The organism is Methylophaga sp., assembly GCF_048266885.1.
GTDB lineage: Bacteria > Pseudomonadota > Gammaproteobacteria > Nitrosococcales > Methylophagaceae > Methylophaga.
In genome coordinates this window covers 62896-87504 of the sequence record NZ_JBLWYR010000006.1, presented here as the reverse complement: position 1 = coordinate 87504, position 24609 = coordinate 62896, and the positions used below count along the sequence as shown (strand labels likewise).

The 24609-nt window shown below is 43.7% G+C and carries 28 protein-coding genes; 19 read left to right on the top strand and 9 right to left on the bottom strand.

Features of this window, described 5'->3' with window-relative positions; all coding sequences use genetic code 11:
• Positions 1-5 precede the first annotated feature (5 nt).
• Complete coding sequence (locus tag ACN0V2_RS04435) at positions 6-2330, bottom strand: DUF1989 domain-containing protein (protein WP_417549585.1); 2325 nt, start codon at positions 2328-2330, stop codon at positions 6-8.
• 306 nt (positions 2331-2636) lie between these two features.
• Between ACN0V2_RS04435 and ACN0V2_RS04430 the strand changes: the two genes are divergently transcribed.
• From ACN0V2_RS04430 to ACN0V2_RS04405, 6 genes are all read left to right on the top strand, one after another.
• A complete protein-coding gene (locus tag ACN0V2_RS04430) occupies positions 2637-3818 on the top strand; it encodes a sensor histidine kinase (protein ID WP_417549584.1) in 1182 nt (393 codons plus the stop codon).
• Positions 3815-4498: a response regulator gene (locus ACN0V2_RS04425; protein WP_417549583.1), complete on the top strand. Its 684-nt coding sequence runs from the start codon at positions 3815-3817 to the stop codon at positions 4496-4498. The genes ACN0V2_RS04430 and ACN0V2_RS04425 overlap by 4 nt, the downstream gene beginning before the upstream one ends.
• Before the next feature lie 10 nt (positions 4499-4508).
• A complete protein-coding gene (locus tag ACN0V2_RS04420) occupies positions 4509-5282 on the top strand; it encodes a PAS domain-containing protein (protein WP_417549582.1) in 774 nt (257 codons plus the stop codon).
• Positions 5283-5434: 152 nt separating this feature from the next.
• Positions 5435-6805, top strand: coding sequence for an NAD(P)-binding domain-containing protein (locus ACN0V2_RS04415; RefSeq protein ID WP_417549581.1), 1371 nt, complete (start codon positions 5435-5437; stop codon positions 6803-6805).
• A gap of 40 nt (positions 6806-6845) precedes the next feature.
• Positions 6846-7196 (top strand): cupin domain-containing protein, encoded by a 351-nt coding sequence (locus tag ACN0V2_RS04410; protein WP_417549580.1) that lies wholly within the window; start codon positions 6846-6848, stop codon positions 7194-7196.
• A gap of 84 nt (positions 7197-7280) precedes the next feature.
• Complete coding sequence (locus tag ACN0V2_RS04405) at positions 7281-7751, top strand: MOSC domain-containing protein (RefSeq protein ID WP_417549579.1); 471 nt, start codon at positions 7281-7283, stop codon at positions 7749-7751.
• 24 nt (positions 7752-7775) lie between these two features.
• Here ACN0V2_RS04405 and ACN0V2_RS04400 read toward each other — a convergent pair whose 3' ends face one another.
• Both ACN0V2_RS04400 and ACN0V2_RS04395 read right to left on the bottom strand, forming a co-directional pair.
• A complete protein-coding gene (locus ACN0V2_RS04400; RefSeq protein ID WP_417549578.1) occupies positions 7776-8468 on the bottom strand; it encodes a type 1 glutamine amidotransferase in 693 nt (230 codons plus the stop codon).
• Between the two features lie 151 nt (positions 8469-8619).
• Positions 8620-10068: a PLP-dependent aminotransferase family protein gene (locus tag ACN0V2_RS04395; RefSeq protein WP_417549577.1), complete on the bottom strand. Its 1449-nt coding sequence runs from the start codon at positions 10066-10068 to the stop codon at positions 8620-8622.
• 342 nt (positions 10069-10410) lie between these two features.
• On the opposite strand from ACN0V2_RS04395, the gene ACN0V2_RS04390 reads away from it, so the two are divergent.
• The 10 genes from ACN0V2_RS04390 (at position 10411) to ACN0V2_RS04345 (ending at position 17177) form a co-directional block, all read left to right on the top strand.
• Positions 10411-10782, top strand: a complete 372-nt coding sequence (locus ACN0V2_RS04390) for a nuclear transport factor 2 family protein (RefSeq protein WP_417549576.1) — start codon at positions 10411-10413, stop codon at positions 10780-10782.
• Positions 10779-11288 carry a DinB family protein gene (locus ACN0V2_RS04385; RefSeq protein ID WP_417549575.1) on the top strand — a complete coding sequence of 170 codons (510 nt, stop codon included), beginning with the start codon at positions 10779-10781 and terminating at the stop codon, positions 11286-11288. Before ACN0V2_RS04390 ends, ACN0V2_RS04385 begins: the two co-directional genes overlap by 4 nt.
• A gap of 194 nt (positions 11289-11482) precedes the next feature.
• Positions 11483-11992, top strand: coding sequence for a DUF1097 domain-containing protein (locus ACN0V2_RS04380; protein ID WP_417549574.1), 510 nt, complete (start codon positions 11483-11485; stop codon positions 11990-11992).
• 180 nt (positions 11993-12172) lie between these two features.
• Positions 12173-12406, top strand: coding sequence for a hypothetical protein (locus tag ACN0V2_RS04375; RefSeq protein ID WP_417549573.1), 234 nt, complete (start codon positions 12173-12175; stop codon positions 12404-12406).
• Positions 12403-13893 carry a sodium:solute symporter family protein gene (locus tag ACN0V2_RS04370; RefSeq protein WP_417549572.1) on the top strand — a complete coding sequence of 497 codons (1491 nt, stop codon included), beginning with the start codon at positions 12403-12405 and terminating at the stop codon, positions 13891-13893. The genes ACN0V2_RS04375 and ACN0V2_RS04370 overlap by 4 nt, the downstream gene beginning before the upstream one ends.
• A gap of 44 nt (positions 13894-13937) precedes the next feature.
• A complete protein-coding gene (locus tag ACN0V2_RS04365) occupies positions 13938-14639 on the top strand; it encodes an esterase/lipase family protein (protein WP_417549571.1) in 702 nt (233 codons plus the stop codon).
• Between the two features lie 111 nt (positions 14640-14750).
• Positions 14751-15281: a DUF3280 domain-containing protein gene (locus ACN0V2_RS04360; RefSeq protein WP_417549570.1), complete on the top strand. Its 531-nt coding sequence runs from the start codon at positions 14751-14753 to the stop codon at positions 15279-15281.
• 144 nt (positions 15282-15425) lie between these two features.
• Positions 15426-15890, top strand: a complete 465-nt coding sequence (locus ACN0V2_RS04355) for a carboxymuconolactone decarboxylase family protein (protein WP_417549569.1) — start codon at positions 15426-15428, stop codon at positions 15888-15890.
• A gap of 9 nt (positions 15891-15899) precedes the next feature.
• The gene (locus tag ACN0V2_RS04350) at positions 15900-16307 is read left to right on the top strand and encodes a cupin domain-containing protein (protein WP_417549568.1); all 408 of its coding nucleotides are present in this window, start codon (positions 15900-15902) and stop codon (positions 16305-16307) included.
• 54 nt (positions 16308-16361) lie between these two features.
• On the top strand, positions 16362-17177 hold the full coding sequence (locus ACN0V2_RS04345) for an AraC family transcriptional regulator (protein ID WP_417549567.1): 816 nt from the start codon (positions 16362-16364) through the stop codon (positions 17175-17177).
• A gap of 147 nt (positions 17178-17324) precedes the next feature.
• Here the strand turns inward: ACN0V2_RS04345 and ACN0V2_RS04340 are convergent, their stop codons facing one another.
• Genes ACN0V2_RS04340 through ACN0V2_RS04325 form a run of 4 tightly spaced genes read right to left on the bottom strand, consistent with a single transcriptional unit; the run spans position 17325 to position 21189 of the window.
• Entirely contained in the window at positions 17325-17489 is a 165-nt protein-coding gene (locus ACN0V2_RS04340) for a hypothetical protein (RefSeq protein ID WP_417549566.1), read from the bottom strand.
• Positions 17490-17500: 11 nt separating this feature from the next.
• Positions 17501-18859 (bottom strand): ammonium transporter, encoded by a 1359-nt coding sequence (locus tag ACN0V2_RS04335; protein WP_417549565.1) that lies wholly within the window; start codon positions 18857-18859, stop codon positions 17501-17503.
• A 25-nt stretch (positions 18860-18884) separates the two neighbouring features.
• Positions 18885-19784: an ethanolamine ammonia-lyase subunit EutC gene (gene eutC / locus ACN0V2_RS04330; protein ID WP_417549564.1), complete on the bottom strand. Its 900-nt coding sequence runs from the start codon at positions 19782-19784 to the stop codon at positions 18885-18887.
• Positions 19777-21189: an ethanolamine ammonia-lyase subunit EutB gene (locus tag ACN0V2_RS04325; protein ID WP_417549563.1), complete on the bottom strand. Its 1413-nt coding sequence runs from the start codon at positions 21187-21189 to the stop codon at positions 19777-19779. Before ACN0V2_RS04325 ends, eutC begins: the two co-directional genes overlap by 8 nt.
• A 178-nt stretch (positions 21190-21367) precedes the next feature.
• Between ACN0V2_RS04325 and ACN0V2_RS04320 the strand changes: the two genes are divergently transcribed.
• Positions 21368-22375 carry a helix-turn-helix domain-containing protein gene (locus tag ACN0V2_RS04320; protein WP_417549562.1) on the top strand — a complete coding sequence of 336 codons (1008 nt, stop codon included), beginning with the start codon at positions 21368-21370 and terminating at the stop codon, positions 22373-22375.
• Here the strand turns inward: ACN0V2_RS04320 and ACN0V2_RS04315 are convergent.
• Complete coding sequence (locus tag ACN0V2_RS04315; protein ID WP_417549561.1) at positions 22368-22706, bottom strand: 5-carboxymethyl-2-hydroxymuconate Delta-isomerase; 339 nt, start codon at positions 22704-22706, stop codon at positions 22368-22370. The genes ACN0V2_RS04320 and ACN0V2_RS04315 overlap by 8 nt on opposite strands.
• A gap of 24 nt (positions 22707-22730) precedes the next feature.
• A complete protein-coding gene (locus ACN0V2_RS04310; protein ID WP_417549560.1) occupies positions 22731-23063 on the bottom strand; it encodes a hypothetical protein in 333 nt (110 codons plus the stop codon).
• 122 nt (positions 23064-23185) lie between these two features.
• Here ACN0V2_RS04310 and ACN0V2_RS04305 point away from each other — a divergent pair, with 122 nt between their 5' ends.
• Complete coding sequence (locus ACN0V2_RS04305; RefSeq protein WP_417549559.1) at positions 23186-23539, top strand: FlxA-like family protein; 354 nt, start codon at positions 23186-23188, stop codon at positions 23537-23539.
• A 495-nt stretch (positions 23540-24034) separates the two neighbouring features.
• A complete protein-coding gene (locus ACN0V2_RS04300) occupies positions 24035-24601 on the top strand; it encodes a glycine cleavage system protein R (RefSeq protein WP_417549558.1) in 567 nt (188 codons plus the stop codon).
• The last annotated feature ends 8 nt before the right edge of the window (positions 24602-24609 follow it).

Genomic DNA, 24609 nt, shown 5'->3' with positions numbered 1-24609 from the left:
CTGATTCAGGAAAGCAGCTTTTCGCGTTTGGGATCATAAAACGGTAATTTCACTACCTCACCAGCAATCCGTTTCTGCTGGCCATCCAGTTTTCCGACTTCGAGTCGCGTGCCAATATGAGCAAAGTCTGGAGCTATTCTCACCATAGCAATCTGTTTACCCATTAACGGTGAGTAAGTTGCACTGGTGACAATTCCTACCGGGAATCGGCCGTTATAGACGTGATCGCCATGAGCCGCTGGATCACCGCCTTCTAAAACCATACCAACCAATTTGTGACGGCTTTCCGGTGTCTGGCGAGCCAAAGCGGCACGGCCAATAAAGTCTTCCTGTTTGCTATTGAGCGGTACGCTGAATCCGGTACCTGCTTCAAAAGGGGTGGTGTCGTGGGTAAATTCATGATCAGCCATACTCAAACCGGCTTCAATACGCAAAATGTCAAGAGCATCAAAACCCATTGGCGCAATGTTATAAGATTGACCAGCCTGCCAGACTGCATCCCATACAGCTGGCGAATCATCCGGATGACACCAGACTTCATAACCCAGCTCACCGGTATAACCGGTTCGCGAGATGATCAACGGAATTCCGGTCGGACCGCCAAGGCGACCAATGGTGAAGTGAAACCATTTGAGTTTTTCAACACTAGGTTGACTATCCGAAGTCCAGACTATTTTGCTTAGTAATTGGCGGCTTTTTGGTCCTTGCACTGCCAGATTATCCAGTTGTTCAGTCGCATTGCGAATACTGACTTTAAAGCCTTTTTGCTGAGCTTTTTCCCGCATCCAAACGCCTGTATATTCCGCCCCACAAATCCAGCGATACGCCTGCTCACCCATCCGAAAGATGGTGCCATCATCAATCATGCCGCCGGTTTCCAGACAAATTGCCGAGTGGGCAATTTCGCCAATCGCCATACGGCTGACATTCTGGGTTAACACATATTGTAAAAAGGCCACAGCATCAGGACCGACAACTTCAAATTTACGTAATGCTGATAAATCCAGCACGGCGACTCGTTCACGACAGGCCAGATATTCAGCATTGGCACCCCAGCCATTATATTCAGTGGCAACCCAATAGCCGGCATAGTCGATAAACTTTTTAGTGAGCTCAGAGGTTCGGCTATGAAAGCCGGAAGCTTTGGTCATGCGAGGTAACTCCTCAGAAGTGGTTCGGTGGGCAATGGCGCGAGGAAAATGTTGTTCGGCACCATAAATTCGTACATGAATGTCGGTGGGATGCCAGCCATTGGCTGGATCAATATCATCCGGACAGGCTGAGGAGGCGCACACGAGATCCCGATCAGCACGGAATAACACATAATCTCCGGCACGTGACCAGGGTTCGTCCATAAATACGGCACCTGATTCATCAATCGCCGTGTTAAAAAATAAGTTGATCGCTGGCCAGCCAGCACGCGGAGCGATACCAAAAGGGGCCAGTACCCGGTTAAAGTTTTCGGTACAGCTGATATGACCAAAATAACCGCTGTCGTCATAATATTTTGGTGTGCAGGCCAACAGGAAACTGTCATGTCGACCGACGGTATCTTGAACGACTTCAACCATCGACATCAGATCAGTGGCAAGAAAACGTGAATGCAGACCTGGCACCGGGTTGCTAAGACCTATTACTGTTCTGGTCGAAGTCGCATCCAAAGGGATTTCAGTACCCTGATCTAATGCCTGTTTATCGAAAGCGACAAAGTCAGAACACTGTTTACCGGCGACATCGATAATCTGAATCCATTCACCTTTTTTGACTTCATAGGTTCGGGCTGAGGCGCGTGGAATTCGCAATTCAGTTTTTATTGGGCCCAACGGTTCAGGCAATGGGCATTCCGTCTGATCTGCATAGGTAATCGTAATATCAACCTCGGTCACCGGATTTTGTTCATCAACAGTCATTTTTGCACCAGCTGCAGCGACCACCACAGTTAGATCACGGATAGCTTTAAGAGCCGCAGCTTCACTGCCTGATATCGATAAAACCTGTTCAAGGTGCGTTGCATCCAGTTGCCAGCTTGCCAGTTGACTACGCAATTTATCTGCTGCTGAACCATCCTGTAGGAGCTGCTGTTGGATTGCTAACGCTGCGACGGGCATACGAGAATCCAGTAATTCCGGGGCAGACTTACCCTGTGAATCCAAAACAATCAATTCACAGCCTTGAGCTTTATCCTGACTGGAAATTTCCAGTCTATCTCCCGCTTTAAGCTTAAATTTTATCGCTTGCTGCCCCAGTAATCGAAAGCGACGAATCGGCGAGCTGGGAAAGGATTCGAAAAAATAATCTTCTCCCCATGACTGATTTTTCATTTCTAACATAGGTTGTTCCTGTATGCGAAAAGACTAGTGGTCATAACGAACTTATCTGGTGCATTTTTACAGTTTTCGCGTCATTAAAGTGCATAAACTGAAGTTGCTTTCTCATAAAAAATGGCCACTCGTTGCTTACACACTATTTATCTTCAGCAAGATTGCAGCAATTCTCCTGATGGCATACCTCATTGGTATTACCTCAGAGTTAAATCGACGTAGATGGCATAAAATCTGCTGTTTGGTAATTGAAATCAACGAATCGATTAAGTTTTATATGCTTTAGAAGGCATTCAGCCCAAGGACAATGTAGTCATGCTCAATATCAAACGGAAAAACTGGCCAACGATATCGGAGTGGTTGGGTCAGCAATTACAGTTTGTAAAGCATAAAAACAAAACAAAGCCGGCTCTGGATTTGAATGATCTGGCATTTAAACTAGCTACAGCAAATGATATTAGTGAAACACTTCCTAAGGTGCTTGGCTCCTTACAGGCATTGATCGATGAGCAGTTTACACAGCTAGAACATGGTGATCTGTTTGTATTGTTCAGCAATCCATTAACCTCCGAATCGTTTCTGCATCATTGTATGGAGGAGGCTCCTTCACAAAAATTAATTCAGAGCATCCATCAGCATTTCACAATTAGAAAACCCGTTGAAAATGGCTATATCACTTTGCAGATTAACGGGGTGCCACTGACATTGGTACCAACCCGTTTATTTGAACACGATAATCAGACGATTTGGTTATTAACTGTTTTCAAACAAGGTTTACCGAATGAAAAAAAGCTGAAATGGGAATTGGTGCTAATTGAACAAATCCTTGGCAAAGGTTTGTTGGCGTGGTTTCAACGAGAAGCCAAAGTGAAACAGGCACTTGCTGCCGAACGAGCTATTTATGCTGCCGAGTTGCATGATTCAATAGCACAAGTACTAGGTTATCTAAAATTGAAAAGTGCCAAACTCGATAAATTATGTTTGAAAGTCGAATATGCAGAGCTAAAACCGATTACCGAAGATTTAGCAGCCTACACCCAATGTGCTTATCACCAAACTCGTGAATTGATCACCGCTTCTCGATTGACTATGCAAAGTGAGAGTTTGTCGCTTGGGGTGACTAACTCGGTCCGTGAATTCGAACAGCAGTCAGCTATTGTGTTTGAACTAGATAATCGCTTGCCGGTCAACTTGCTGCCACCCAAACAGTCCATTCAGATCCTCTATATCATTCGCGAAAGTTTGAGCAATATTGTTCGCCATTCACACGCAACACATGCCCGGGTTGCAATGCTGTTAAAGACACCAACTCAACTGCATATCCAAATTGAAGATAACGGCACTGGTATTGATTTCACAGCGGCACGTAGTGATAGTTTTGGTCTGCAAATCATGCATGAGCGGGCTGAGCGGGTAGGCGCCCAATTGCAAATTTCGCAGCGTGTAGCGGGTGGCACGTTAGTGAAGCTGGAGATGGATATCGGAGGAAAAGTATGAGCTCATCGACAATATCTGTGGTTGTGGTCGATGACCATCCCTTATTTCGTCGTGGCGTGGTCGAATTACTCAATGACAGTGACGAAATGACGGTGATTGCTGAATATGATTCCGCAGCCTCGTTGTTGAATAATATTGACGATACCTACCCCGATATTCTATTACTAGATTTACAGATGCCCGACCAATCCGGTTTAGAAGTATTGAAGCAACTGCGAAGCCATGATCAAAATCTTAAAATTATTATTATCACCGCCTGTAATGATCAGGAAATGTTGCTTGAAGCATTGCGGTTCGGTGCTAATGGTTTTCTGCAAAAAGATACGCCGCCGGATGAGATACTTTCTCAACTGCTATCCGCGGTAAAAGGTAATGTAGTGATCAATGCTGGCGCTGTAACATCTCTAGCCAGTCACCTACGTGAACATCAAATGGAACCCACCAACCACTCTTCTAGTTCTGCTTTTACTCAGATGACGGAACGGGAACGTGAAACGCTGTTTTATATTTCCAAGGGGCTAAACAATAAATTGATCGCAAGAGAGCTTGGCATTAGCGATGGTACTGTGAAGGTGTATGTCAAAAACCTGTTACGCAAGCTGAATCTGCATTCCAGGTTAGAATTAGCTGCCTGGGCACACAATCAGCAGTCAGCGGAATTACCGAGTAGGGAAGGCTGATGAAATGAACATGCTCAAATGGCCCTCTAAAAATGTGACAACTGAACCTTCGGCCATACAGTTGAACCAACTGTTAAACAGTCTGAGTGATGTCGTTATGATGCTTGATGACCAGCATCAAATAACTATGATTAATCAATGCTGGCAGGATATTACTGGTATCAACATTGAGCAAACCCAAGGCAAGGCGTTTACAGATTTTCTGCATCCAGAGGATATCCCCAGTTGGACACAACTGATGCAGAAAATGCGTTCGGACTCAAGAGAAGTGATCTGGTTTCGATTGATAAGCGCCAGTGGTGAACTGCGTTGGTGTGAAATGCGCTTACAGTCAATGGAGAAAAATAAACTTTACCCATTGTCCGCCACGCTTTGCGATATCACCCCACAGGTACGTAATGAACAGGTGCGTCATGCCAGTTATCGCAGTTTGCAGAGCCTGGTGGATCGTTTGCCAGCCATGTTGTATCGCTCACGAAACAATATTAGTTGGTCGATGGAATATGTCAGTGAAGGGTGTGAACACGTCACCGGTTATAGTGCCGAAAAAATGTTGAATCAACCGCAAGTGTCACTTGGCGCAATGATTCATGCAGCGGATGCTAGCTATGTATGGGAGCAGGTGCAGATCGCACTGGAAAGTCACACTACATTTAATATTCAATATCGTTTGACTCAGGCCAACGGGCAGGAAATTGTGGTTCTGGATAAGGGCATAGGATTGTATTCCGAGAGTGGAATGGTACTTGGTGTTGAGGGAATTATTTTTCAGATAGCTGAATAAAAATAGCTATTTTTCTAGTTTATTAACCACTTACCCTGTTTGGGATACCCATAGAAGAGGATTTTTCATCAAGGCCTAGCAGGTTACTTTTACGCTGACAGCTGCATTAAACGCAGCATCATGCATATAAATAACCTTGATGGAGTGAACCTATGTCAACTCGAGTAGCGGTACTTGGTGCTGGACCCAGTGGCCTTGCACAACTTAGAGCGTTTCAATCTGCACAGGCCAAAGGCGCTGAAATTCCAGAGATAGTCTGCTTTGAAAAGCAAAGCGATTGGGGCGGTCTGTGGAATTACACCTGGCGCACCGGTCTGGATGAAAATGGTGAACCGGTGCATGGCAGTATGTATCGGTATCTGTGGTCAAATGGTCCCAAAGAGTGTCTGGAGTTTGCCGACTACACTTTTGAAGAACATTTCGGCAAACCGATTGCCTCGTATCCGCCACGCGAAGTGTTGTTTGATTACATCAAAGGCCGGGTAGAAAAGGCCGGTGTACGTAAATACATTCGCTTTAACACTGCCGTTCGCAATGTGACCTACGATGATTCCAGTCAAAAATTTACTGTGACGGTTCAAGACCACAGTACGGATACGGTTTACGCTGAAGAATTTGATTATGTGGTTTGTGCCACGGGCCATTTCTCCACACCAAAAGTACCAACGTTTGAAGGCTTTGATAAGTTTGGTGGCCGTATTCTGCACGCCCATGATTTTCGTGATGCGTTGGAATTCAAAGACAAAGATATTCTGCTGGTGGGCAGCAGCTATTCTGCTGAGGATATCGGTTCGCAATGTTATAAATACGGTGCACGCAGCCTGATTAGTTGTTATCGAAGTGCACCTATGGGTTACAAATGGCCAGAAAATTGGGATGAAAAACCTAACTTGGTCAAAGTTGATACCGATACCGCCTATTTTATGGATGGTAGCTCGAAAAAAATCGATGCCATTATTCTATGTACCGGCTATTTGCATTATTTTCCGTTCCTCTCCGATGAGCTACGCTTAAAAACCAACAATCGTCTATGGCCTTTGAATCTATATAAAGGCGTGGCATGGGAAGATAATCCGAAGTTTTTCTATCTGGGTATGCAAGATCAATGGTACTCATTCAATATGTTTGATGCTCAGGCGTGGTATGCGCGAGACATCATTATGGGACGCATTGCGTTACCTTCAAAAGATGACATGACGGCGCACAGCATGATGTGGCGTGAGAAAGAACTGACGCTGGAAACCGCTGAAGAAATGTACACCTATCAGGGCGATTACATTCAGGAATTAATTGATGCCACGGACTATCCGTCATTTGATATTCCAGCCGTTAATCAGACTTTTCTGGAATGGAAATATCACAAGAAGAAAAACATTATGACTTTCCGGGATTATTCCTATCGGTCGTTAATGACCGGCACTATGTCACCACCACACCATACGCCTTGGTTGGAGGCTTTGGATGACTCGTTAGAAGCCTATTTGTCTGACAAAAGTGAGATGCCAGTAGCTAAAGAAGCCTAAGGCTACTGGACCTATTTTTATTTAAAATCAGGTGGATACCATGACATTGTTAACCAAGATAATCGATAAAACTGTCGCGCCTATTGAGACCGATCTGGATGGCTGGACCAAGCTTGAAGGCAATCCAACCATGAAAACTTGGATTGAATATACCAGTCCAGACGGCGCAATGATCACCGGTTGCTGGGAAGCAACGCCAGGACTCTATCATGCTGTCTATTCAGGATGGGAGTTTGTACATCTGATTGAAGGTGATGTAGTTATTACACCAGATGATGGTGAGCCACAAAGCTTCGGACCAGGGGATGCGTTTATGCTAGAGAAAGGTTTTAGTGGCACCTGGCTAATTAAAAAAAAGGTTTATAAACACTTTGCTATCAAGTTGAAGTAATGTTCCATAAACTAAAAAAGGAGTGTGCTTGAACGCATACTCTTTTTTTGGATAAGCTAATAATAGATTTGAGATCGGTCAGCAATGATAAAAGCAATTTTTATAGCAAGCGAAAACCTGGGAGCTCAACAACAGGTAACTGCAATTGATCTGGTTGAAGGTAAAGGTATCAAAGGCGACCGAAACTTTGATAAAGCAAAATGGCCTGGCCAGAACATTACTTTTATCGAGCTGGAAGAAATCATTGCATTTAATAATCATTTTTCACAGCAAATTAGTCTGTCTGATACCCGTCGGAATGTGATTACCGAAGGCGTACGCCTCAACGATTTAGTCGGCCAGGTTTTTCGTATTGGTAATGTAAGTTTCAAAGGGGTAGAGCTGTGTGAACCATGCAATACTTTAGGATCGTTATTAGCAAACGAAAGCTTAAGTAAAAAAGCTATCGTTAAAGCGTTTACCCATAAAGCCGGATTGCGTGCCGATGTGTTATCGGATGGTCAAATCGCTATGGGTATGTCGATTGAAACAGCAGTGATGCAGCCTGAGCAATAAGGCTACATCAGCTGTTTAAGAGTATTATTTACAAACCGATTCCCGATGCAGCACATCCAACAACGCAAACATAGCCTGTTGGCTTTGTTTTAGTTGTTCGCTGTTATCCATTAGCATTGATTCATTTTGCACATAGCTGGTTTCTGGCAAGGGATGAGATTCCAATGCAAGAAAGGCCTCTACGGTGCCAGGTTCTACTTCCAGATGAAATTGTAATGCCCAAATCCGCGGACCAAAATAAAAGCCCTGACATTCGGTAATGGCACTATCGGCAAACGAACAGGCATTTTCGGGTAATTCAACACAATCGCCATGCCAGCTTAATGGTCTTAAATCTTCCGGCATCCAGGATGCTTCAGGATCAATTTTGCTGACAGGAAACCAACCAATTTCCTGCTGACTATTCGGATATACTCTGGCTCCCAAAGCGGATGCAATCAACTGACTGCCAAGGCAAATTCCAAGCACAGTCTTGTTTGCGTCAATCGCCTCGCGGATAAGTTGTTTTTCGCCAATAAGCCAAGGGTAGTTGTTTTCATCATAGGTGCTCATTGGCCCACCCATAATTAATAACCAGTCAAATTCAGCGACAGAAGGCAGAGGATCATCGTGATCCAACCGATAAGTTGTTAATTGAAACGGTTTGTTTGCAAACCAATGCCGCATGGATCCAATCCACTCGCCATCAGCATGCTGAAAGATAGCGACTTTCTGCATTCAAAACTCCAAAACTCTGATGAAAATCAGCTAACAAGAATTGCTATCTGATAAAAAAAACAAGCTGCGAATCGCCGCGTTACGAGCAGTAAGTAAAAGATAGCGAATAGTGTTGTAAAAGAACATACTCAGTAATGATTATGTTTGCTTTTCAGCGCGCTGATTGAAGACTGATGGAGGTTTTTTCAGCTGACATCCGGGCAATCATTTCTGCCATTTTGACCAGCGCTAATTCCACTTCATCATTCCATTTACAGGCTGCAGAAAGCCGAATGCAGTTGCTAAACTTCTGACCATTGGTAAACATGCTGCCGGGGGCAATACTGATATTGTGGTCCAGCAGATTATTTGCCAGCACCACGGTATCAATTTTTTCTGGTAATTCCAGCCAGAGCACAAATCCACCTTTAGGTTGGGTAATGCGGGTACCGGTTGGAAACAGCTGGAATAGCTTATTTATTAAACGTTGAGTCGCGTTGGCATATTGCTGGCGAACTTGTCGAAGATAACGATCATATTGACCGCTTTCTAAAATCTGGGCGATGGCCAGCTGGCCAGGATTGGCACTAGAAAAATTCAAAACATATTTTAAATATTCCAGACGTTGTGCTTTGGCATGCGAAGCCACCCAGCCAACACGTACTCCAGGCGATAATGTTTTCGAAAAGGACGAGCAATAAATTACATTGTCATCAAGATCAAAAGATTTCAAAGGGATAGGGCGTGATGCCTGATGACATAACTCACCATAGACATCATCTTCTATTAGCATCAGATTTTTGTCTCTTGCGAGGTTTGCCAACTGTTGTTTCTTGTCTTCAGCTAAACAGGCACCTAAGGGATTACCAAAACTGGCAACTATTACGCAGGCTTTTATCGGCCATTGCTCCAAAGCAAGCTCCAATGCTTCAACGGAAATACCGTTTAACGGATCAGTTGGTATTTCCAATGATTTGAGACTCAATGATTCCAAAATCTGCAATAGGCCATAATATGTCGGCGATTCCACCGCCACGATATCACCAGGTTGTGTGCAACTGCGTAAGGCTAGATAAACGGCTTCCTGACAGCCATTAGTAATGACAATATCCTCCGGATTGAGCTGGCAACCTTGAGCCACCATACGCTTGGCGATCTGCTGACGTAATGGCATTAATCCAGCGGGTTTGTCATAACTGATAACCGAATCAAGATGATGTTTATGGACATGGGTTAAATAACGACTCATCAGTTTCACAGGCAAAAACGATTTATCTGGAACGGCAGCGCCTAAACCGACCATCCCTGGCTGGCTTGCGTTATTTACAAGTTGAAGTGTCATTTGCTGGCTACCAACAGCTTTGGGCTGAGACACTTTTGAAGAAACCTGAGGCAGCTCAATTACATTATTTGATTGAGGCCGAACATAAAATCCCGACTTGCTGACAGACTCTATAACCCCTTGATCTTCTAATACATGATAGGCGGCAATTGCTGTCGAAACACTGATGTGGCGTTGTTTGGCATAACTGCGGATGCCCGGAAGTTTATCGCCAACTTGATAAATCTCATCTCGAATAGCAGTGCGAATTTCATCAGCTACTTTTTGATAAAGCAACATTCGCTTATTCCTTTGTTGTTGCAGTACAGTCGCAGTGGATTTCAAGCGGTACAGATAGTCCAACCGAAAACTGTACCGGTATTTAATAAGTATTTTTGAATCTGTACTGTTTTTAATACAAATCTTATGCTGTGTCTAGATGCTGTGGTGAGATTTAGTGATGAAAACAATGATGTTAGTTTTGGGATTAGTAGCGATTCTATGGTTGGTCTATGCCGCGAAATTACATTCTGTGACATCAGAGTTTCCAGTTTGTAAGCAGGTAAATCAGACTCAACAAGATAAAACCCGCTGCTATCAAACGCAGTGGTGGTGGCATTCGACTATTTAATGGAGAAAATGATGATTAACGATATAAACCTGTTTGTTGAGAGTTGGCTGAAAGCGTGGAATCAACATGATTTGCCCGAGATAATGTCTCACTACACAGATGATTTCGAAATACACTCACCAATGTTGATAAAACTTGGTATTGCCCCAACCGGTAAATTACAAGGTAAGCCACTGATAGCTGATTATTGGCAGCAGGCATTAATTAAATTTCCAGATTTGCATTTCACATTGCAGCGCGTCACCTTGGGCGTCGATTGCTTGGCGATAGGCTATCAATCCGTTTTAAATATGCCTGCTACCGAGATTATGTTTTGGGATACCAGCGGAAAGATAACAAAAGTATTAGCTTGTTATGGTAAGGACTGGGCAGAAACACGATGAATGGTACCCAGCATTATCAGTTAATGGCCCGCTATAACAAGTGGATGAACCAGCGTCTTTATTTGGTTTGTCAAAGCCTTCCGGATGAGCTGCTTAAAGCAGATCTTGGGGCTTTTTTCGGTTCGATTTATGCAACGCTAAATCATCTTTTATTTGCCGATCATGCATGGATGGCTCGATTCCAAAATCAAACTGTCCCATATCGGTTAGGGCAGGAGATTTATCCGGATTTTGCAAATTTAATGACAGCCCGTGAGCAGTTTGATCAAACCATTATTGATTTCACCGAACAGTTGAATTCTACGTGGTTAGCAGCAGACGTTCATTACCACAGCGGCATTGATAATCGAACGAGGAGTCTACCTGCTTGGGCTTTGCTAACCCACATGTTTAATCACCAAACCCATCACCGTGGACAGATAACTACTTTATTAACCCAACAAGGAGTTGATGTCGGTGTAACCGATATTCCTTGGATGCCGGAGTGGATGCCTGCATCACTTTAAGTGACTGATTAAAGGATTAAAATGGCTAACGCCCCATTTTTGCTCACTTTGCGCACAATTGTGGTGCAAACTGGTTTACAGTTGATGAAATATAGGATTACTATCACTCCGGCAACCCTATAGTTGAAAAAGTTATAAATAGAATTTGTCGAGGATGGGTTGTTAATTTTAATAAAAATCAACGGAGAGAACGTATGTCAAAGTTAACTGCATTATCTATAAGTATTGCTGTATTAGGAGCTATTTGGGCGTACCTGGCTTTAGGTCCATTAGCTGGTTTTGTTTTGGTCTGGGCAGGTTTTATTGCTTGGGCATGTTTCTTCCATACCGGTGCTGATATGCCGGCCTTACAGAAAACCATTGTGGGCATGAGCTATGGTGCGGTGATTGCTGGTATTGCTTTATTGTTAGCTACTACCAACCCCCTAGGTTTACCTGGTGTGATTGGAACAGCTATTTATGTTGGCGTAACCGTGTTTTTCTTAGTCATCGTGGCCAGATTTGAGTTGTTATCTGTGGTGCCTGCCAATGTATATGGTTATGCAGCAACGGCAGCTTTTGGTTTGCAAACAGCGAATGCCGGAAGTGCTATTACGATGAATATGACAAATCCTGTTCTCATCGTCATTCTTTCGACTATTTTGGGTGCAGTGTTTGGTTTGTTATCTGCCAAGCTTGCTGCAGCAATCGAAAAGAAAGCCTAATTTAAACCGCTAACAGCGGTTTTTTTACGGCTCTTTCAGGGCCAGCCTTAATGGAGATTTATCTCGGTTAGGGTTGGCCCTGAATTTTAAACCGCCGGTGTTAACCCAAGATATCGAATTGCATTTTGGTTTCTGACATGTTTGCCACTCACGTTTAACAAAAACAGATTTGGATGTTTTATGCGTACTGCTATTTTTTTAGTGTTGATTTTATCGACCATTGTATTAGCTACCTTTCCGGTTTTTTTCACCTGGGCCAATCGAATTGACCCCAGTTTTATGGGCTTACCGTTTGCTTTTCTCTGGCAGATTGCGTTGGCTCTGCTTGGTGCATTTATTTTGGCCTGCTGGTATCTCGTTGAAAGTCGAAGTGGTGAGCTGGATATTGAAGTTAAAGCGGAGGAGTCCAAATGATTCCAATGCTGATGTTGATCAGCTTTTTTGGGCTGATTTTATGGATAAATCGTCGTCAGATGGGTGTGGATACGCTGAATGATTATGCTACTGCAAGCCATAGTATTGGTGTATTGGGGATCACGCTAGGCTTTCTCGCTACTTGGTATGTCGGTGCTGGTTATACGGTTTTTTCAGGCTTCGCCGTTAGTTTTGGCATGATCGGTATGTATGTCATTCCGTATGGCATCATCACTATGCTGGTGATGTATCTGGTGGCTGAAAAATCCTTTATCTGGGGCAAGAAATACAACATCCGCACCCAGTCAGAACTGCTGGGACTTCGTTATCGAAGCGATACAATCCGAGTATTAACAGGTTTCGCTGGTGTAGCGTTATCAGTACCGTGGTTATTAATGGAGTGGTACACCATTGGTTATGTATTCAATTATGCAACTGATGGATTTATCAGTCCTTTGCTGGGCATGATCATCGGCATATTTGTGGTGGTGTTTTATGTCGCGCTGGGTGGTATGCGTTCAGTTATCACTGCCAATATTATCCAAGGTCTGTATATGTTGATTGCCGGTTCAGCCATTTTACTGTGGGTTATTTATACCCAGCTTGGTGGTATTGAAGGTGCTATGCAACGTATCCTCGAACAAAGCCCGGAAGCGTTAACTTTTCCTGGCCCTGGTTGGGATATGTCACCAAATTACTGGATGGCAATTGTTATTACCAGTGGTCTGGGAGGCTTTATGTGGCCATGGGTCTATAACAAGTTATTTGCTGCAGACAGTATTCGCACCATCAAACAATCGGTGTTATTTGCCCCGACGCTGGGCATTCTGTCATTCGGTTTACTGTTTCTGCTGGCAATGGCATTACATCCACTTCCATTTGCTCAACAAAATCCTCAAGAAGCCATGTTCTGGATCCATAGTCAGGCAGGTGCATGGCCGTTGGGATTCTTTGCGGTGCTGGTAATGGCAGCAAGTCTTGGTACGGTGAGCAGTATTTTGAATGCTATGTCTACCGCGATATCAGGCGATCTAGCACAAGTCATTAAACGCGATATCAGTGAGAAAACCGCCCTGCAGATTGCCCGTTGGTCAGTAGTCATTATGAGTATCGGTGCATTGATTGGGGCCTATATAAGAGAAGGGCAATTAGTGTTTCTGGCGTTGATGACTTATCAGGGCATGATTGTTTTATCTCCGGTGGTTTTACTTGGACTGTATTGGAAACGTGCCAATAAAATCGGTGCAATCAGCGGCTTTTTGGCGGGGATGTCCGTATCATTTGGCTTAACCATATTTGAGCCAGTATTTATCATCACTTATGGCTGGACGCCTGGTGTGTATGGCTTTTTAACCACATTGAGTATTATGCTGATTGCCGGATATTGCAGACCGGTAGAGTCACATGTCGAAAAACTCTGGCAGGATATTGCCATAGCAAAAAGTACAAAACCCACAGGAAAATTGGCTACTGCCAAATCAATTTAGCAGCAATGAAAAATTTTAACCGTTTACCAAATTATGGAGGGTTAATGGCTTTTGGCTGGCTAATGATGAGCATAAACTCACCGTTAGCCATCAGCCAGGAGTTCGCCGGTAATGTTGTACTGTTACATGGTCTGGCTCGCACGGCCGGCTCAATGGATTCGATGGAAAAACATCTGAGCAAAGCAGGGTTTAGGGTATGCAATATTGATTACCCTTCCCGAAAACACCGTATTGAGAAGCTGACCAGCGAGTTTGTTGTGCCTGATATCCAAAAATGTTTCGGGGATGCTTTAACACCTGTGCATTTTGTTACCCATTCATTGGGAGGCATTATTGTCAGGCAACTCTCGGCAGAGCATCAGCAAATCAAAATTGGCAGGGTAGTAATGTTATCGCCACCTAATCAAGGCAGCGAAGTGGTCGACAAACTGGGCACCTGGGGCTTATTTGAATGGATAAACGGGCCAGCCGGCAAACAGCTTGGCACGACAGAAGAGGCAGTTCCCAATCAGCTTGGGCCGGCTATGTTTGAACTGGGTATTATTACTGGAAATCGTTCGATCAATCTGATCTTATCGACGCTTATTCCAGGACCTGATGATGGCAAGGTTTCCATCAAAAATGCCCGGTTGGATGGTATGCAGGATTTTTTGGTGGTTGGGCAAACGCATCCATTTATTATGGCGAATGATACGGTGCAATCGCAGACCCTGCATTTTCTGCAAAACGGGCATTTTCAGCATTAATTCATCATCAATTTATTGAACGGGCAAATCTCCCGCTGTTTGCAGTCAAAAAACTGTTTGGGTTTTCTGCAGTCATTGTTAGGGTAAGTAACCGTATTTTAGGAGAACCATATGCCGTTAATGACCCGTGCAACCAGATATATCCTGACGCTGTTATTGTTTATCAGCGCAGCCTCTGTCATGGCCGATGATCATCAGAAACATGACTATAAGACTCTGGTGCTCGATATTCTGATTACTGGCGATAGTTCAGTAACCGGCGATAAAGCGGAGAACGCAGAAAAGATTGCCAAGTTCAGTGAACATCTACGAAATGAGTTAAACGATAAAACAAAATTCAATATCATCAACGATGCCGATTCACTGGCGAAAGTTAAAGCATTTGATGAAAAGCAGGATCTGCATTATTGCAATGGTTGTGAGATTACCCTGGCGAAAGAGCTGGGTGCAGAATTAGTCATTGTGCCAAATGTTTTTCGCATGAGTCATTTGATTTCCACATTACATGTTGAGTTTAAAGAAGTAGAGTCCGGAAAACTGATCAAACGTAAATCCTATGACTTTCGTGGCAACACAGACCAAGCTTGGGAACGTGCCATTAAATATGCCATGCGTGATTTAAAAGATTGGGATAGAAATTAATCCGAAACAAGCCTTTTAATCTGCAGTATATTTTCGACAATTGCTCCAACTTGATATGCAAAATTTCGATTTGACGCAAATTTACAATCCATAATTTTTCGTTACAAACATAATTCTCTCCGTCAATTACCTACGGAGTGAATTATGTCGACGAGAATTAATCAGTCTAAAGTTTACCGGCTGTTTCCTGCCTTACCTCAAGGGCTCACCTTGATTGCTGATGCTGTTGAAGAAACAGCTATTGATAAACGTCTAATTTGTCTTCTGGAAATCCGATCCTCTCAGATAAATGGTTGTGGCTTTTGTCTGGATATGCATTTCAGACATGCTCGTGAACTGGGTGAGGATCAGCAAAGGTTGGATGTCATCGCTGCTTGGCGAGAAGTGCCGTGGTTTTCTGAACAGGAAAGTGCTGCACTGCATCTTTGCGAACTGCTTACGCAATTACCTTCCAATCGGGTGTCTGATGAAGATTTTTCCCGGCTAAGCCAGCATTTCTCCGAAGCTGAAATTATTGCATTAGTGTCGACCATTGTGAAAATCAATAGTTGGAACCGAGTAGTTGCTGCGTTTCATTTTATCCCTCAGCAAGAAGCATCAAAAAAATAGGAGAGAGTAATGACGAATAAAGCGATTATTTTTCCAACGCAACTTATGACATTCCTGGTTTTTTTGCTGAGTATTTCAACGGTAAATGCCACTGAAATAAATGCGCTTATGTCAAAACAACTTCAGGCGCCCTTTAATGAGGAAGTGGAGATGATAACGGTACGTTATGCTCCTGGTGAGCATTCTGCTCCACACCTTCATAATGCACATACGCTGGTTTATGTGCTCAGCGGTACAATTGAAATGCAGGTGGATGGAGGAGATTTGATCAAGGTTAGTGTAGGTGAGACTTTTTATGAATCTCCTGATGATATTCACGTCATTTCCCGCAATACCAGCCAAACTGAGGAAGCTGTCTTTTTAGTCGTTTTTATCAAAGCACAGGGAGCTAAAACAGTCATTCCATTACAACAATAATTGGTATTATCTAAACTCGGTGTTTTGCCCGTTAGCAGAGATAAAAACGAATTCATGCATCCATTTAATGAAATTCAGGAGCTTGTCTATCTGGGGTATCAGCGCGTGCTGCCCAGTGACACATTATTGCCTTGGGTAGAATGCTTCTGGATGGCTAAATCCCACCTGCATCAGCTTTATCAGGAAAAGCTTTACCCCGATGGTGGTTGCAGTCTGCTATTTCATTTTAAAGGCGATGCTCAAGGTTGTTGGTTTAATGCATTGCAAAGATATAGCACCATTAGTTTTGAAGCTGATATAGATAGTTTTGGTATTCGTTTTAAACCGGGCGGCGCGCACGCTTTATTTGGTCTTGCGATGAATGAGATGGTGTCAGATGTGTTGCCGGCCAACGATCTGCAACTTAATGGGTTGGAACCATTATTTGAACAGCTGTTGAATGCTAGTTTTCGACAACGCGTCAATTTGACAGAAATATGGTTGCTGGAGCAATTTACTAAACAGCAACCGATTTATGGGCCGGTCCAGCATCTGAGTCAGCAATTGGAAGTGGCTGATACAGAACTTATCCACACCTTGGATCAGATGGGACTTGCTCGTCGTCGAGCTGAGCGTTATTTCCACCATCAGGTGGGTATTGCCCCCAACCAGCTAAAACTTCTATTAAGAATTAAAAAAGCGCGTCTTCAACTGAAACTGAATACCCAACAATTGCTGGTGGATACCGCACTGGCATGCGGGTACTTTGACCAAGCGCATTTTACTCATCATTTCAAAAAAATTACTGGTTATGGCCCGAGTGAATATCGGTTAAAACAACAACAGCGAATTATTAATCAAGAGATGATTATTCAAACTGAACAGCAATAGATTTGAGTTCAAATAAAATTAATTTAAATCAAATTGATCGCTAAATTTGCATTAGCACAGTATTGGTTGCAAACAAAAACCCCGGCATAAAGCCGGGGTTTTTTCTAAAGAAATGTTATTCACCCCTCCAAATACAGAGTGAGAACATTACTTAATTTTTTCAAAAGCCGCATTTTCATGACGGATGATTGAGATTATCAAACCCGCAATGATGCCAGCCGTACCGATTGCAAATAACACCAAAGCAAATGGGTTATCTGCAAAGGTAAAATAGGCACCGACATTTTCCCAGGTTGTAATTGAACTACCCATGATATTGCTCCTTATGCTTCAGTATTGGCTAATTTATTCGGTACATCACCAGTATAGACGGCTGGGACGCTGCCTTCTGGATATGGTTTGACCAGTATTTCTACTTCATCGATACCGATATCTTCACACGCTTCAGGAACCCGTAAAGTATTAGCTTTCTTAAGTAACAGTGACAAACCGTAACCTGGAACAAAGCCCATCAGTGCCATAACACCAGCACCAATAACCTGGCCAAGAATACTTATGACAGGTAAGCCCTCTGCATTTGGCGTTCCACCAGCAAATACACCCACTAGAACAACGGCAACAACACCGGCGAAACCATGAACACTTACTGCACCAACAGCATCATCAAGACCGCGTTTTTCCAGGAATTTAGCAAATTGAACAGCGACGATACCTGTACATACAGCAATGATAAATGCCAGCGAAGGTGAATAGAGATCTAGACCAGCCGCAACCGAAATAATACCGACCAGACCACCAGACATCGTCCAGAATGGGTCACGTGTTGCGATGTAGCAACCAATGATGCCACCAGCAAAGCCCATTAATGTATTAAAGGCAAAAGCAGAAAGGTTTGTTGGGGTGCCATAGATGGTAGTCCAACCTGTTTCACCACCATTAAAGATGATGCAACCACCAAGGAATCCAAAGAAACCAAAGATAATCATCATCAAACCAATCAAGGTCATTGGTAGGCTGTGTGGGGAAATGGTTTGCGCAATTCCATCAATGAACTTGCCTTTACGAGCACCAAGATTCATTAATACACCCAGGGTAAAGAAGCCAGCTACAGCATGCACAACGCCAGAAGCGCCAACATCGTGATAACCAAATTCAGTTAACAACCAACCATCTGGATGCCAACCCCAAGCGCCGGCCATAATCCAGACAACACCGCCCAGGAAAATAGTCAGAATCAAAAATGCACTGACTCGTATCCTTTCAATAACCGCCCCAGACAATATCGACCCAGTTGTAGCACCGAATAGAGCAAAAGCAGCCCAGAAAATACCAGTCCCCATATCTTGTACATCAGGTCCCATACTGGCAGACCACGGTAAAGCAGCCGCCGCTTCAATCGGTACAAAGCCATTAGGAAAAGCGTTATAGATCCACCAGCCAAACAAATAAAATGCTGGAATAATCAGCGCGATAGCAAGAATATTCTTGATACCAGCTGCCAAGGCATTTTTACTTCGTGAAGCACCCATTTCATAGGCCAAAAAGCCTGCATGTATCATTAACATAATGGCGGTACACCACCAGTAAAACACTTCGACATTCATTGCCTGATGCATTTCGAATACAGCTTGCTGGGCATCTAACGCTGCCTGCAAGGATTCTAGTGTTGGCGAGTTTTCCATCTTACTATCCTCATTTTAGTTAAAGTCATTTCCCGTCCACCCCTTTTCGGTCAACTTTGCTGTCCAGCAAAAAGCTGGTTTGAACGGCGCTGTTATCAATGATCTTCTCAGTTGAACGATCCTTGATAGCAACACCAGAACACTGGAGTCTGCGAGCTTCGCTCAGCAGATAAAGACATTTGTGTGCGGCGGCAGCGTAAGAAAGTCCGGCCAGTCGCACATTAGAAATACAGTTACGTTTATCGTCGGTCAGGCCACGCTTGGGCGACCAAGTCAGATATAAACCCAGACTGTCCGGTGAGCTGAGACCAGGACGCTCCCCAATCAGGATCAACACAGCACGGGCATTAAGTGTTTCGCCAATATCATCACCAATGGCCACGCGGCCTTGTTTGACCAGCGTAATCGGCGCCAGTGAAAAGTTCTCAATTCCATCGATTAGAATCGGCAACAAAGCTGAAATAAAGGGCACGGCATTGTGATGAATGGCAGTGGCTGATAAGCCATCGGCAATAACCAAAGCCAAGTCATAAGGCGTTGTGGTGTGACAGGTTTTTAATAAGGCAAAAGATTCATCATCCAGTTGTCTACCAAGATCTGGACGTTGCAGATAACTCGTACGGTCAATTGCCTGACTTTGTAATTGCAGCGGTGGATGATTGTTTAATGTGGGAAAGGTGTTTTGTAACTGAAGTAAATCCTGCTGCAAACCATCAATATCTAGTTCGGTATGAACCGCATCACGAGCCTGAGCATGGGCAAGTTGAAATTCCAAAGATTCTCGAGTCGGGGTACTGACACCAGCACGACCAATACCGATACGTGCAGCAGTAAACTGTCTGAGCTGACGCCATGGATTATGCGTCACCATGTTATCGTCAGCTTGGTATTCATCCGCTATGAGCACGTCTTTATCTTCAACCATGATAGTGCCTCACTGCCGAACTATTCAGCGAGCCCGCAAAGGCGGGTGGCAAATGATTAGTAAGTTGTGCCAGACCCGCATTGCTCATGATCTGCATCTTTTCCAACCAGGTTTCAAATTCTGGTGCCGCGCCCAAACCCAACACCCTGCGGGCATATAACGCATCATGAAATGAGGTAGTCTGATAATTAAGCATGATGTCATCTGAGCCAGGAATGCCCATCACAAACGAACAGCCAGCCGTACCGAGTAAAGTCAGCAAATTATCCATATCATTCTGATCGGCTTCGGCATGATTGGTGTAACAAACATCACAGCCCATTGGCAGGCCCAGTAACTTGCCGCAAAAGTGATCTTCCAGACCGGCACGAATAATCTCTTTGCCATCAAACAGATATTCAGGTCCAATAAATCCAACCACCGTGTTGACCAGTAATGGACTAAATTTTCGTGCCACTGCATAAGCCCGAGCTTCGCAGGTCTGTTGATCCAAACCGTGATGAGCATTGGCGGAGAGGGAGCTACCTTGCCCGGTTTCAAAATACATGACGTTCTGGCCAACTGTACCTCGCTTGAGCGATAAAGCAGCTTGTTGAGCCTCAGCCAATATTCCCAAATTAAATCCAAAGCTACTGTTAGTTTTCTCGGTTCCGCCAATCGATTGAAACACTAAATCGACAGGGGCACCGTTTTCAATACACTCCAAAGTATTAGTGACATGTGTCAAAACGCAGGATTGAGTTGGGATTTCATATAACGAAATCACCTCATCCATTAAACACATTAGCTTGGTAGCCTGAGCGACATTGTCGGTAGCCGGATTAATGCCGATAACAGCATCACCTGAGCCATACAAAAGACCATCGAGCATACTGGCTGCGATGCCGTTGACATCATCAGTCGGATGATTGGGTTGTAGTCTGGTGGACAGGCGTTTTGGTAAACCAATGGTGTTGCGAAATGATGTAACCACTCGACATTTTTGGGCAACCAGAATCAAATCCTGATTCCGCATAATTTTGCTGACGGCAGCGGCCATTTCTGGGGTAATGCCAGCACTGACTTGTTTCAGAACTTCAGTGCTTGCTGTATCGGTAAGCAACCAATTCCGAAAATCGCCTACTGTTAGATGAGAGATAACTGAAAATGCCTCTGAATCATGTTCGTCAATAATCAAACGGGTGATTTCATCATCTTCATAAGGGATTAACGTTTCATTCAAAAAAGTTTTTAACGGTACATCAGCTAACAGCAATTGAGCGACAGCACGTTGTTCTGCTGATTCAGCAATAACGCCAGCCAATCGGTCTCCCGAGCGTGCAGGGGTCGCCTTCGCCATCAAATCTGCCAAATCGGCAAATTGATAGGTTTTGCTACCCAACTGATAACGATATGTTTGGCCCATAAACTGCTTTATATCCAATTAGATGGAATAAGAATTGCACCTGAATAAACAAAGTTTACAAAGTATGAATGCGATATCCATACCTGCCGAATATCGAAAATCGGCAAAAAAATATTGGGTTTATATTCAGTTACTTACTTAGGCAACACTGGCATTATTACTAAAACAGGTAAAGCAGATGACAGATAACCTCGAAAAATGTGCACCTAAACAAGGCGAGACTGTATCTAAATGGTGCGTAATGGAAGCCAACGATGCGGATGAACAAGCACATAACCTGAAAGACTGGCAACAGCAGTATGATCAGATTAGTAGTGGCCGCTTTTATGGAAAAATTGAAGAAGTGATGTTTGAGTCGATACATGCTTTTCGTGAACACACTAGCCAAACGGTAAGACAACAATGCAACGTCTGGCCCAATGCAATCTGGCTGGGTTTTTCCGCTGACGAAAAATCCTGTCGAATCAATGGCCATCATGTCAGCAGTGACCATCTAATGATTCGACCGGGCAATACACAGTTTGAATTGGTCACACCTGAGCAATTTAATATTTTTGGTATCGTAATCAATCAGGACACTCTGAAACAGGTTGCACAAGTTCATGGGATAGAACTGGATTTAAGCCTGTTTCACTCGCCATTAAAAGTATGGCACTCCGCAAGACTGAATTCGCTTCGCTATCTATTAAACGAGGTATTGAAACCACAGCAGAATCAACAGATAAGGCATCATCAAGAAGATATAGTGATGATGGCCGTACTAGAAATACTGCAACAAAATGAGCAGCAGATTCATGAGAAACCTAGTTTTACCAAACGCCGTGCGGTTGTTCAAAAGGTAACTGAGTATCTCGACGCGCATCCAGATAAACCCGTTAACATCACCGATATGTGTGCTTTGGCCTATGTCAGTAGACGTACCTTACAATACTGTTTTGAAGATGTTTTGGGAATCAGCCCACTCAAATGTATGCGGATTTCCAGGCTAAATGCAGTACGTAGAGTGTTGAAAAATGGCTTAAAGGGAGATGAGACTATTTCGATGATCGCTCAACAATGGGGATTCTTTCACGCAGGTCAGTTTACCCATGATTACACCAGTCTGTTTGGTGAGAACCCATCAGTTACAGCACTGCATCATCAGCAGCCTTTACCGCATAAAACTGTGGGTCACAGTGTTAGATAATAACCAGCTTGGCATAGCTATCACTATCAATATCTACGGCTTCCACTGTTATGGTGATTGTTGTTAAGTTGAGATGTTTCAGCGATTGTAAAATCATGGCCGTTAATTGTTGTTTCTGTTGAGTAGTACGGCCGTTATGCAGACGAACCGTTACATGGATAAAGTCCTTGGACTCGTCAGCCAATTGATAATGCTCATAAGCCATAGCACGTGTTTTGATATGCGATGCATCAAACAATTCCGTCTCAAGTACCGCTTGATGTACAGCTTCAACTAACTGAGTTGGTGATATATCAACTGTTTTGGAATATTCAATAATGCAATGTGGCACAGCATTTCCTTATGAAGATGAACTTTATCTTAGCAATAGATAAACACAACTCAGCACCGCTATGGCAGACATACCCAACGATAGAAACAGTAGATTGCGATAAGTTTTAACCTGTTTTTTGGCATCTTCAGCAGCGGTTTCAAAGCCGGTTATTGCCTGTTGCATATTCTCAGCTAACACATGGATGGATTTAGCATTCTGTGTCGCTGCTTTCTGTAACTCTTCAATTTGTTTTACTAGCACTGGATCGGCCTTAACGGCTTCAGGCTTTGCAGTAAATGCTGGAATGGCGTATGCCGCAACCTGAGCAACATAGGGGGCTACAGCCTTAATGATCGGTAGAAATTGAATAGCCATAAATAAACTCGTGTTGAGTGTGAGCAATAAAGTGTAATTTTTGTTATAAATCCAGCAAAAAAATTAAAGTTAATGTTATAACAGCCGTCTTTATAAATAAGTTTGTTTCAGGAAACTTTAGCATGAGTAATCCAATTTCTGTTGATATGCGTTCCTTCACTGCATCCAGTGCTTCCACTGGAGGCAGCAAAAGCAGCGGACAGTCGTTAGATGCCAGAATTGCAGCTTTAGAGAAAAAATTGGTTGATTTGTTTGACGAGCTGAAACGGGCGGGACAAGCAGCAACACCTGAATCAGTGGAAAAAGCAAAAATGATTCAAATGGAAATCCAGGTGACTCAAGCGCAAATCATGCAACTGGAAGCAATGAAACAGCAAAAAATTCAAGATGAACAGCAACAAACTGATGAGGCTAATAAACAAGCCACTGTTCAAACAGAGTCGACCATCGGTCAAAATATAAACGCCTTTATCTAAACATAATTTCTTAGGGCGCTTTTATCTTTCATATCCGCCTCTGTTGTGAGCTGAAAAAGCGTCAATCAAGGCACGAGGAGCGCCTTTTAGTTACTCTAAATAAGTGACGACCAACGCAGAGTGGCGCTTTTTCAGTCACAACCCGAAGGGCTGGGACTATTTTTGCGGCCGCCTGCGTTGTCAACCACTTATGTAGGAAGGCTACACGGCGTGCTTTCCGCCTTGTCGGACACAAGAATAGTCGCCAGCAGTGGGGATATGAAAGATAAACACGCCCTAGCAAGCCGTCATTGAATTACGCTTAATTGACCTCATTTGTTAAGCTAATCGACTTACCCATTATCTGTACAAAATTTCTACCTTTATTGGACGAAAATTCAGCGTCAACGCGATATTGTCTGATTACGTTTGTCTATTGATCTTCGGGGCAGGGTGTTGTGTAACATTAACGCTCAAACCAGCTTTTAACAACTTGATCTCATACAAGGAGATATCGTGAATAAGGCACTCATTTCGGTTCTTGGCAATGACCAACCCGGCATTATGGCTGCGGTTGCCACAGTCATCACCGAACACGGCGGCAACATTGAAAACCTCAGCCAAACATTACTTCAATCTGTATTCGGCGCGTTATTGATGGTGTCGATGCCCGAAGATAAACAATGCGAAGAACTTCATCAGGCGCTTCAGCAAGTCGGTCAAAAAATGCGCCTGTCGATTCATGTCGATCCCTGGGATGAGCAATTAACCCCATGGCAGGAAAATACACCTGAAGTTCAGCCATATATCCTGACCGTAATCGGCCCGGATCGGCGAGGTTTGGTGGCCGAAGTATCAACCCAACTGGCACGCCATGGGGTGAATATCACCAATATTCAAGCGATTTTCAAAGGTGGTAAGAATCCGATGGATAACCTGATGGTGTTTGAAGTCGATGTACCGCGTTCAACTGTGATGCAGGATTTGCGTGATGCATTAGATGAAGTTGGCCAGAGATTGGACATCGAAATTGATACTCAGCATCGCAAGATTTTCGAATCAGTGAGCAACATCAGTAATTAAGGAAACCC

Coding starts and splice junctions, on each gene's coding strand:
- ACN0V2_RS04365 (WP_417549571.1), top strand. CDS start 13,938: ATGGCTTTTGGCTGGCTAATGATGAGCATAAACTCACCGTTAGCCATC.
- ACN0V2_RS04400 (WP_417549578.1), bottom strand. CDS start 8,468: ATGCAGAAAGTCGCTATCTTTCAGCATGCTGATGGCGAGTGGATTGGA.
- ACN0V2_RS04355 (WP_417549569.1), top strand. CDS start 15,426: ATGTCGACGAGAATTAATCAGTCTAAAGTTTACCGGCTGTTTCCTGCC.
- ACN0V2_RS04395 (WP_417549577.1), bottom strand. CDS start 10,068: ATGTTGCTTTATCAAAAAGTAGCTGATGAAATTCGCACTGCTATTCGA.
- ACN0V2_RS04385 (WP_417549575.1), top strand. CDS start 10,779: ATGAATGGTACCCAGCATTATCAGTTAATGGCCCGCTATAACAAGTGG.
- ACN0V2_RS04435 (WP_417549585.1), bottom strand. CDS start 2,330: ATGTTAGAAATGAAAAATCAGTCATGGGGAGAAGATTATTTTTTCGAA.
- ACN0V2_RS04380 (WP_417549574.1), top strand. CDS start 11,483: ATGTCAAAGTTAACTGCATTATCTATAAGTATTGCTGTATTAGGAGCT.
- ACN0V2_RS04420 (WP_417549582.1), top strand. CDS start 4,509: ATGCTCAAATGGCCCTCTAAAAATGTGACAACTGAACCTTCGGCCATA.
- ACN0V2_RS04375 (WP_417549573.1), top strand. CDS start 12,173: ATGCGTACTGCTATTTTTTTAGTGTTGATTTTATCGACCATTGTATTA.
- ACN0V2_RS04340 (WP_417549566.1), bottom strand. CDS start 17,489: ATGGGTAGTTCAATTACAACCTGGGAAAATGTCGGTGCCTATTTTACC.
- ACN0V2_RS04430 (WP_417549584.1), top strand. CDS start 2,637: ATGCTCAATATCAAACGGAAAAACTGGCCAACGATATCGGAGTGGTTG.
- ACN0V2_RS04410 (WP_417549580.1), top strand. CDS start 6,846: ATGACATTGTTAACCAAGATAATCGATAAAACTGTCGCGCCTATTGAG.
- ACN0V2_RS04360 (WP_417549570.1), top strand. CDS start 14,751: ATGCCGTTAATGACCCGTGCAACCAGATATATCCTGACGCTGTTATTG.
- ACN0V2_RS04345 (WP_417549567.1), top strand. CDS start 16,362: ATGCATCCATTTAATGAAATTCAGGAGCTTGTCTATCTGGGGTATCAG.
- ACN0V2_RS04405 (WP_417549579.1), top strand. CDS start 7,281: ATGATAAAAGCAATTTTTATAGCAAGCGAAAACCTGGGAGCTCAACAA.
- ACN0V2_RS04370 (WP_417549572.1), top strand. CDS start 12,403: ATGATTCCAATGCTGATGTTGATCAGCTTTTTTGGGCTGATTTTATGG.
- ACN0V2_RS04350 (WP_417549568.1), top strand. CDS start 15,900: ATGACGAATAAAGCGATTATTTTTCCAACGCAACTTATGACATTCCTG.
- ACN0V2_RS04335 (WP_417549565.1), bottom strand. CDS start 18,859: ATGGAAAACTCGCCAACACTAGAATCCTTGCAGGCAGCGTTAGATGCC.
- ACN0V2_RS04390 (WP_417549576.1), top strand. CDS start 10,411: ATGATTAACGATATAAACCTGTTTGTTGAGAGTTGGCTGAAAGCGTGG.
- ACN0V2_RS04325 (WP_417549563.1), bottom strand. CDS start 21,189: ATGGGCCAAACATATCGTTATCAGTTGGGTAGCAAAACCTATCAATTT.
- ACN0V2_RS04320 (WP_417549562.1), top strand. CDS start 21,368: ATGACAGATAACCTCGAAAAATGTGCACCTAAACAAGGCGAGACTGTA.
- ACN0V2_RS04425 (WP_417549583.1), top strand. CDS start 3,815: ATGAGCTCATCGACAATATCTGTGGTTGTGGTCGATGACCATCCCTTA.
- ACN0V2_RS04305 (WP_417549559.1), top strand. CDS start 23,186: ATGAGTAATCCAATTTCTGTTGATATGCGTTCCTTCACTGCATCCAGT.
- eutC (WP_417549564.1), bottom strand. CDS start 19,784: ATGGTTGAAGATAAAGACGTGCTCATAGCGGATGAATACCAAGCTGAC.
- ACN0V2_RS04310 (WP_417549560.1), bottom strand. CDS start 23,063: ATGGCTATTCAATTTCTACCGATCATTAAGGCTGTAGCCCCCTATGTT.
- ACN0V2_RS04415 (WP_417549581.1), top strand. CDS start 5,435: ATGTCAACTCGAGTAGCGGTACTTGGTGCTGGACCCAGTGGCCTTGCA.